Source organism: Serratia sp. 506_PEND, assembly GCF_001076875.1.
GTDB classification, from domain to species: domain Bacteria; phylum Pseudomonadota; class Gammaproteobacteria; order Enterobacterales; family Enterobacteriaceae; genus Serratia; species Serratia marcescens.
Window position 1 is genome coordinate 1 of record NZ_JVEL01000323.1, and the last position, 9,013, is coordinate 9,013.

The window sequence follows — 9,013 nt, forward strand, 5'->3', positions numbered from 1 at the left end:
TGGATCCCTTCGGATATCAGGCCAATACTGCCGGTGAAAATGCCGGCGACGAATTTGCCCGTAGCCAGCAACCCGCTGGCGATCATCGAGTTTCTGGCTACGGCCTGCTTTTCATTTTGCATGATGCTGCTCACATTCGGACGGTGATTTATTTTTTTACTTTAGAGGATAATTGCCAGACAAAGGCGATCAGCAGCATACTGCCAGAGAATGTCAGCATGAGGCTAGTAAGAAAATTGGATTTTCCGGTGGAATAAAAATAAATCTCATTAACGCCCACCGAGATCATTAAAATGGCGTAGAGCAATCCCAGAATAAGAATCGTCATTATTATCAACTCCCGTTTTAGGCTGCGCGTTCAGCGCGCCGCTAAATCCTCCCCGTAATAAATAGCGATCGCGGGGAGGATGCATCTAGGCGGATCTTTAGCGTTCATCAATCATCCCATTTGGTGCTCATATAGGCCGCCAACAGGCCCAGCGAGCTGATCATTGCCAGGAATCCCATAAAAATAGTCATGTTTCCCATTATTTTGTCCTCAGGTTAAATGTTATCGATAAAAGCCCCTTGCGTTAAATATCGGGGTTGGTCGGCGTCCATGGTTTTTAACGTCCTCCTCAGGTTTGTCACATTCCCGCCCTTTACGGGCGGAGCGGTTTAAATACCCAAAACGTGCTGGGCGATTTTGAAATAAATAATCAGGCCGGTGCCATCGATAAAGGTGGCGATAAACGGCGCCGACACCACGGCAGGATCGATGCCGAGCCGTTTCAGCAGCATCGGAATGATCGATGAAACAATGGCGCTCCACACGGTGATCGCCACCAGCGACAGGCTAACGACCAGCGTCACCTCCATGCCGACGCCCATGATCCAGGCGCGCACCCAGGCCGCCAGGCCAATGGTGACGGCGATCAGCAGCGAGGTCGTGACCTCCTTGCGGATCACCGCGCCCAGATTGCGCAGGCTGACCTCGCCCAGCGCCATGGCGCGCACCAGCGTCGAGGTGATCTGGGTGCCGCTGTTGCCGCCGGTGCCGATCAGCAACGGGATGAAGAACGCCAGCGCAATCGCCGCTTCGAGCTGATCTTCAAACGCTTTCAGCACGTTGCCGGTGTAAGCTTCGGCGACGAACAGCATCAGCAGCCACACCGAACGTTTGCGCCACAGCGCCCACGGGCTGGTCTCCAGATAAGGCTTGTCCAGCGGCAGGCTCGCGCCCTGACGCTGCGCGTCTTCGGTGTTTTCATCTTCGACCAGCCGAGCGATCTCGCGCTCGCCCAGTACGCCGACCAGCGTGTTGTTGGCCACCACCGGCACCACGTCCAGCCCCCCTTTGCCCAGCAGATGCGCCACGTCGTTGCGGTCATCGTCGGGTGAAACCTGGAAATAGCTGTAATCCATCATCACGCCGACGGCTTTATCCTGTTCTTCGCACTGCAACAGTTTTTTCACCGACAGTGTGCCGCGCAGATGATAATCGTCCGCGGTAATAAAGACCCGGGTAGGAATTTCGTCCGTTTTGAGCTGTGAAAGTAAATATTCCCGGGCATGATTGACCGTCATCGTCGCGGGAACGGTAATAAAATCGGCGTTCATATAACCGGCGACCGAAGTTTCATCGAGAGTTTCAGTCGCGTTCAGCGCCGGAGAAGAAGAGTATTGATGTGACTTGATCATTTTGTCAGTCCCTATTTCTGTTGTGAACTTCAACAGCGAATCGCATAGGGGCGTAACCACAGAGGGAGTGCAGACTGCCTATCTCCGCGTCCAGGTTTTAGCACTATACAACGTATCCGAGCTGTTGCTCGGAAGTTACTTTGGGCTGAACCTTAATCCGATAAAGCCTGTCTTAACCTTGGGCATCTCTCGATGTCGTCAGATCAGTAACCTGTGTTTGTATAGGAGCCTCGCCAAACGAGATACTGCATATAAACTACCGGCGCAGTATAGGCGTTGTTTTATCCGGCGGGAAGAAAAGATTGCCCGTCGTTTATGGAGTATTTAGGATAATGTTATTAAACGGACATTTATAAAAACGGCTGATATAAATCAGCCGTCTTTTATTTTTCAGTGTTCGAGAATGTAGACGTTTTTATCGTATAAGGCGCCCTGACGAGTAAAGTCGATCCCCTTCACGTAAGGTTTGATGAGCGTGGCGTTGGCTTCGTAGTATACCGGCGCTACCGGCGTATCGACGGCCAGCACCGCCTCGGCCTGCTGGAAATATTGCTGCACCTGCTGCGATGTCGGCGCCGCCGTCGCCTGGTGCAAAATGCGATCGTACGCCGGGTTGCGGTATTTGGGGCTGTTCTCGCTGCTGTCGGAACGGAACACGTTCAGGAAGGTAGAAGGATCGTCGTAATCCGCCAGCCAGCGGGTAAAGGCCACGCTGTACTGCCCGCGGTTGATATTGTCCAGCGTGACTTTGCGCTCCTGGCTTTGCAAGGTGGCCTCTGCGCCAAGGTTCTTTTTCCACATGGCGGCGGCGGCGATGACGATCTTCTTGATGGTGGCGTCATTGCTGTACAACACGGTAAAGCGCAGCGGATGCTCGGCGTTGAAACCGGCCTCCGCCAGCAGTTGCTTCGCCTGGGCGTGGCGTTGTTCCGGCGTCAAACCGGCCGCAGCGCCGGGCTGCAGGCGATAGCCGCCCGCGCCGGTCGGGGTAAAGGTCCAGGCCGGCTGCTGGCCGTATCCCAACACTTTGCCGGCGACGATCTCTTTATCCAGCGCCAGGTTCAGCGCCTGGCGCACCCGCACATCGTTAAACGGCGCCTGCTGATTATTGAAAGCGAAATAACTGGTGGAGAGCAGCGGATAAGTCACCAGCTGTTGCTCGCCGAGCGTTTTTTTCAGTTGCTGATACAGCTCCGGCGGCGTGGTATACCCCAACTCAACCTCACCGGCGCGAAAACGCGCCACTTCCGGGAAGCCCTGGATCGGCAAGAAGGTTACCTTGTTGAGCACGGTATTGGCGTTATCCCAATACTGCGGGTTACGTTCCACCACCACCTTTTCGTTCACCACCCACTGGCTGAGGCGAAACGCCCCGTTGCCGACAAAGTGCGCCGGCTGCGTCCAGTTTTTGCCGTACTGCTCCACCACCTTGCGGTTAACCGGCAAAACCGGGAAATGCACCAGTTGCTTGAGCAGATAGGAATTGGGCTCCGACAGCGTCACCTGCAGAGTGTGCGCATCCAGCGCCTTGACGCCCAGCTCGCTCGGCGGTTTGCTGCCGGCGTTGATCGCTGCGGCATTCAGCACGTAGGCCGAAGCCAGATAGCTGCCGTACGGCGACGCGGTTTTCGGATCGGTGAGGCGCCGCCAGCTGTAAACGAAATCGTCGGCGGTCACCGGGTCGCCGTTCGACCATTTGGCCTGCGGCCGCAGGTGGAAAGTCCAGACGTTGCCCTGATGCTCCCATTTCTGCGCCAGCGCCGGGATGGCTGCGCCGTCTTTTCCGACGCGCAGCAGACCTTCGAACAGATCGTTGAAGATATAGAACTCCACATTGCTCTCGGCCAGGTTCGGATCCAGCGTCGCCGGTTCATACCCGTTGGCCCGCACCAGCTCTTGCACCGCCGCCAGTTTAACGCCTGCCGGCACCTCGGCGGCATGGGCAGCCGTAGCGTTAAAAGCCAGGAGGATTAAACCAGCCAGTTTCTTGCCATTAAATGAATATTTCACGTCGATATCCCTGATTAGTGTTTTATCGCGTTTAATATGCAATGAGGCAGTGGAATAAATTAAATTATTAATCGCTATGAGTCATAACCAAAAGCGGTGTTGAATTTCTTTCATTATCAAAGAAGTACTGGCGACGGAACGATGAAGAACACGAGGATAAACGCGGAGACCGGCATTGCCGCCGGGAACGCCGTGAATCGGCGGTGACATAAATTCAGGCAATCAATATAGATTATTCCAGCCGAAGCTTAACATATCCTTAGGGCAATTCATTTTGTGAGCGATCGTCAAAAATAATTTAATACGAATCGTTTTCACTATCATTATTGATGTTCTTGGCTAAAATCGGCCTGCTTGCGCTTGCCAGGCGATATTCGTTTTCTTCATTCGAACGCTAAAAAGGATAACTGCATGAAGCTGCGTATTTCATCTCTCGGCCCCGTCGCCCTGCTCGCCTCCTCGATGATGCTGGCCTTTGGCGCTCAGGCGGCCTCCGCCGACCAGGGCATCGTTATTTACAACGCCCAGCATGAAAATCTGGTGAAATCCTGGGTCGACGGGTTTACCAAAGACACCGGCATCAAAGTCACGCTGCGCAACGGCGGCGACAGCGAGCTGGGCAATCAGCTGGTGCAGGAAGGCAGCGCCTCGCCTGCCGACGTGTTCCTGACGGAAAACTCCCCGGCGATGGTGTTGGTGGATAACGCCAAGCTGTTCGCCCCTCTGGACGCCGCCACGCTGGCCCAGGTGGAACCACAATATCGCCCAAGCCACGGCCGCTGGATCGGCATCGCCGCCCGTTCTACCGTGTTTGTTTATAACCCGGCCAAACTGAGCGACGCGCAGTTGCCGAAGTCACTGCTGGATCTGGCCAAACCGGAATGGAAAGGCCGTTGGGCCGCTTCGCCATCGGGCGCCGATTTCCAGGCGATCGTCAGCGCGCTGCTGGAGCTGAAAGGCGAGAAAGCCACGCTGGCGTGGCTGAAAGCGATGAAAACCAACTTCACCGCCTATAAGGGCAACAGCACGGTAATGAAAGCGGTCAATGCCGGCCAGGTCGACAGCGGTGTGATCTATCACTACTACCCGTTCGTGGATGGCGCGAAAACCGGCGAAAACAGCAACAACATCAAGCTGTATTACTTCAAACATCAGGATCCTGGCGCGTTCGTCAGCATCTCCGGCGGCGGCGTGCTGGCTTCCAGCAAGCATCAGCAGCAGGCGCAGGCGTTCATCAAGTGGATCACCGGCAAACAGGGCCAGGAAATCCTGCGCACCAACAACGCCTTCGAATACGCCGTCGGCGTCGGCGCGGCCTCCAACCCGAAACTGGTGCCGCTGAAAGATCTGGACGCACCGAAAGTAGACGCCGCACAGCTGAACAGTAAAAAAGTTGTCGAACTGATGACCGAGGCCGGCCTGCTGTAAGGCCCGCCGGCAAACCGAGAGTTTTTGATCGTTATGTCAAACCTGAGTACCCACGCCGCGCAGACCGCGCGGCGTTATTCTGTTGTCCCCCGTCACCCGCGGCCAGGGGCGATCGTGGTGGTCAGCGCCGTGTTGCTGTCGCTGCTGGCGCTGTTGCCGCTGGGATTCGTTATCGGCGTGGCGTTTGAAACCGGCTGGCAAACGGTCAAAGCACTGGTTTTCCGCCCACGGGTGGCGGAACTGCTGTTGAATACTCTGTTGTTGGTGGTGTTGACGCTGCCGATCTGCGCCGTGCTGGGCGTGGCCCTGGCCTGGTTGACCGAACGCACCACGCTGCCGGGCCGCCGTCTCTGGGCGGTATTGGCGACCGCGCCGCTGGCGGTGCCGGCCTTCGTGCAAAGCTATGCCTGGATCAGCCTGGTGCCGTCGATGCACGGCCTGGGCGCTGGCGTTTTCATCTCGGTGCTCGCTTATTTCCCGTTTATCTACCTGCCGGCCGCCGCCGTGCTGCGCCGCCTGGATCCCGGTATCGAGGACGTCGCCACCTCACTCGGCTCGCGGCCGCCGGCGGTGTTTTTCCGCGTGGTATTGCCTCAATTGAAACTGGCGGTCTGGGGCGGCTCGCTGCTGATCGCGCTGCACCTGCTGGCGGAGTATGGCCTGTACGCCATGATCCGTTTCGATACCTTCACCACCGCGATCTTCGATCAGTTCCAGTCGACCTTCAACGGCCCGGCGGCCAACATGCTGGCCGGCGTGTTGGTGCTGTGCTGCCTGGGGCTGCTGTTGCTTGAGGCGATAAGCCGCGGCCGCGCGCGCTATGCCCGCGTCGGTTCCGGCAGCGCCCGCAGCCAAACGCCGCGCCGCCTTTCGCCGCCGCTCGCCGCGCTGGCGCTGCTGCTGCCGATCGCGCTGACCGCGCTGGCGTTGGGCGTGCCTTTCATCACCCTAGCNGGATTCGAGGTGTGGCGCAACGCCGAGCTGTGGCCCGCGCTGTGGCAAACGCTGTCGCTGTCCGCCGCTGGCGCGCTGCTGATCACGCTGTGCGCCATTCCGATGGCCTGGCTCTCGGTACGCTATCCGGCCCGACTGTATCGGGTGCTGGAAGGCTGCAACTACGTGACCAGCTCGCTGCCCGGCATCGTGGTGGCGCTGGCGCTGGTGACCATCACCATTCACAGCTTCAGGCCGATTTACCAGACCGAAATCACTCTGCTGCTGGCGTATCTGCTGATGTTTATGCCGCGGGCGCTAATCAATCTGCGCGCCGGTATCGCACAGGCGCCGGTGGAATTGGAAAACGTGGCGCGCAGCCTGGGCAAATCGCCGGCGCAGGCGTTGTGGAGCACCACGCTGCGGCTGGCGGCGCCGGGCGCCGCTGCGGGCGCGGCGCTGGTATTCCTGGCGATCGCCAATGAACTGACCGCCACGCTGCTGCTGGCGCCGAACGGCACCCGCACGCTGGCCACCGGCTTCTGGGCGCTGACCAGCGAGATAGACTACGTCGCCGCCGCGCCTTATGCGCTGATTATGGTGGCGCTGTCATTGCCGCTCACCTGGCTTCTTTATTCTCAATCTAAACGCACGGCGGGACTATGAGCACGCTCGAACTGCACGGTATCGGAAAATCTTACAACGCCATCAGAGTGCTGGAACACATCGACCTGCAGGTTGCCGCCGGCAGCCGCACGGCGATCGTCGGCCCTTCCGGCTCCGGCAAAACCACTCTGCTGCGCATCATCGCCGGCTTTGAAATCCCCGACGGCGGCCAGATCCTGCTGCAGGGACAAGCCATGGGCAACGGCGGCGGCTGGGTGCCTGCGCATCTGCGCGGCATCGGTTTCGTTCCGCAGGATGGCGCGCTGTTCCCGCATTTTACCGTCGCCGGCAACATCGGTTTTGGCCTCAAAGGCGGCAAGCGCGAGAAACAGCGGCGCATCGAGGCGCTGATGGAGATGGTGGCGCTGGATCGCCGTCTGGCGGCGCTGTGGCCGCACGAGTTGTCCGGCGGGCAGCAACAGCGGGTCGCGCTGGCGCGCGCCCTGTCGCAGCAACCCCGGCTGATGCTGCTAGATGAACCGTTCTCGGCGCTGGATACCGGCCTGCGCGCCGCCACCCGCAAAGCGGTGGCCGAACTGCTGACGGAGGCCAAGGTGGCATCGATTCTGGTCACCCACGATCAGAGCGAGGCGCTGTCGTTCGCCGATCAGGTGGCGGTGATGCGCAGCGGCCGGCTGGCGCAGGTGGGCGCGCCGCAGGATCTCTATCTGCGGCCGGTTGATGAGCCGACCGCCAGCTTCCTTGGCGAAACGCTGGTGTTGACCGCCGAACTGGCGCACGGCTGGGCCGACTGCGCACTGGGGCGCATCGCCGTCGACGATCGCCAACGCAGCGGCCCGGCGCGCATCATGCTGCGCCCGGAGCAGATTCAAATCGGTTTGTCCGATCCGGCGCAGCGCGGCCAGGCGGTGATCACCGGCATCGATTTCGCCGGCTTCGTCTCCACCCTCAATCTGCAAATGGCCGCCGACGGCGCGCAGCTCGAGATCAAAACCGTCAGCCGCGAAGGCCTGCGGCCCGGGGCGCAGGTCACTGTCAACGTGATGGGCCAGGCGCATATTTTCGCCGGCTGACTCTCTTAAGGCCGGGCTGCCCCCCCGGCCTTCTCAGCGGCAAATCTTGTCACGGCGCGGCTTTTTCGGCGCCAGCAGATAATCCACCACGCTTTCGTCAACGCAGCTGTCGATACCGTTCAGCGCCAGTGTATGCCCGTCGCGTTCGCGGGTGATCAGCGGGCTTTTAAAGGCGGCGGCCATCGCTTGGGCATTGCGGTACGGCGTGGTCGGATCGTAGCGCTGCGCGACGAACAGCAGCGGCGGCAGCGCGGCGGACGCCACCGGGGTGTGCGGCCGATCTTTGCCGCGGTACGGCCACAGATCGCACATTTCCAGCGGATACTCGTGCAACGGCAGGTAGTGAGCGTACAAAGCGGCGGTATTGATCTCCTGCCGCTGCCTGCGCAACTGCTGCGGATCGGCCGTCGGGTTGGCGACGTCGGCGCAGGTGATGACGTTCAGGGCGTCATCGGCGTCCGGCGAATAGCTTTCGTCGATCAGATCGGAAACCTGCTGCCCCGCGATGCCGGCATCGAGCTGGCGCAGCACGGTCGCCAGTTCATGCCAGCGCTCCGGCCACAGCAGCAGCGAACGCGTGACCGTCAGCACATCGTCGGCGGAGATTTCATAGCCTGCCGCAGTGACGAACGGCTGCTCGTGCAGCTTGCGCAGCAAAGCGTGATAGCGCTGAAGCGCCTGATTGGCGCCGCCGCCCAGCTGACAACTGTCGGTTTTGCCGCAGTAGGCGGCGAAGCGCAGGAAGCTTTGCTGAAACCCCCGTTCCTGGTTCAGCCGCTGGGTGAAATCGTCTTCCGCCAGATCCACCACCCCGTCCAGCACCAGCGCGCGCGTTTTCTTCGGAAAACGTTCGGCATACAGCGCCGCCACCTTGGTGCCGTAAGAGTACGCCACCGCCGTCAGCCCCGGTTCGCCCAGCGCGTGGCGGATTGCGTTCAGATCGTTGACCGCCTCGTCGGTGCCGATGTGTTGCAACACGTCCGCGCCGGTTTGTTTGATGCAGGCGGCAATCAGGGCGCGCGTCTGATTCTCCGCACCGGCCACGTCGTTGTCGTCCGGCGTCGGGGTTTCGTCGCCTTCGGCCAGCTGGCAGGAGATTTTCGGCGTCGACTGACCGACGCCGCGCGGATCGTAGCCGATGATGTCGTAGGATTTTCGCAGCTTGGCGACATGGGCGTCGTTGCCCAGATAGGGGTTGATGCCCGGCAGGCCCGGTCCACCGCTGATCATTACTACGCTGCCCTTTTTCGGCCCGGTGGCGG

General features: G+C 59.7%; 8 protein-coding genes and 1 riboswitch. Of the genes, 3 read left to right on the plus strand and 5 right to left on the minus strand.

Annotation, left to right across the window (positions count from 1 at the left end):
• Positions 1-148: 148 nt before the first annotated feature.
• The 4 genes from ADK28_RS33425 to ADK28_RS09085 all read right to left on the minus strand — a co-directional run bounded on the left by ADK28_RS33425 (position 149) and on the right by ADK28_RS09085 (position 3,690).
• Positions 149-328, minus strand: a complete 180-nt coding sequence (locus tag ADK28_RS33425) for a hypothetical protein (protein ID WP_004938106.1) — start codon at positions 326-328, stop codon at positions 149-151.
• A 107-nt stretch (positions 329-435) separates the two neighbouring features.
• Positions 436-528, minus strand: coding sequence for a protein MgtS (gene mgtS, locus ADK28_RS31405; RefSeq protein WP_004938109.1), 93 nt, complete (start codon positions 526-528; stop codon positions 436-438).
• A gap of 129 nt (positions 529-657) precedes the next feature.
• Positions 658-1,680, minus strand: a complete 1,023-nt coding sequence (locus ADK28_RS09080) for a magnesium transporter (protein ID WP_033640218.1) — start codon at positions 1,678-1,680, stop codon at positions 658-660.
• Positions 1,681-1,755: 75 nt separating this feature from the next.
• Positions 1,756-1,929: riboswitch (M-box (ykoK) riboswitch) on the minus strand.
• Between the two features lie 141 nt (positions 1,930-2,070).
• The gene (locus ADK28_RS09085; protein WP_048795483.1) at positions 2,071-3,690 is read right to left on the minus strand and encodes an ABC transporter substrate-binding protein; all 1,620 of its coding nucleotides are present in this window, start codon (positions 3,688-3,690) and stop codon (positions 2,071-2,073) included.
• 411 nt (positions 3,691-4,101) lie between these two features.
• Between ADK28_RS09085 and ADK28_RS09090 the strand changes: the two genes are divergently transcribed.
• The 3 genes from ADK28_RS09090 (at position 4,102) to ADK28_RS09100 (ending at position 7,751) form a co-directional block, all read left to right on the plus strand.
• Positions 4,102-5,118, plus strand: a complete 1,017-nt coding sequence (locus ADK28_RS09090; protein WP_016927639.1) for an iron ABC transporter substrate-binding protein — start codon at positions 4,102-4,104, stop codon at positions 5,116-5,118.
• 33 nt (positions 5,119-5,151) lie between these two features.
• Positions 5,152-6,717 (plus strand): ABC transporter permease, encoded by a 1,566-nt coding sequence (locus ADK28_RS09095; protein ID WP_048795484.1) that lies wholly within the window; start codon positions 5,152-5,154, stop codon positions 6,715-6,717.
• Positions 6,714-7,751: an ABC transporter ATP-binding protein gene (locus tag ADK28_RS09100; RefSeq protein WP_048795485.1), complete on the plus strand. Its 1,038-nt coding sequence runs from the start codon at positions 6,714-6,716 to the stop codon at positions 7,749-7,751. Before ADK28_RS09095 ends, ADK28_RS09100 begins: the two co-directional genes overlap by 4 nt.
• 33 nt (positions 7,752-7,784) lie before the next feature.
• On the opposite strand, the gene ADK28_RS09105 is transcribed toward ADK28_RS09100, so the two are convergent.
• Positions 7,785-9,013: alpha/beta hydrolase (locus ADK28_RS09105; protein ID WP_048795486.1), on the minus strand; the 1,229-nt coding region annotated here is incomplete at its 5' end.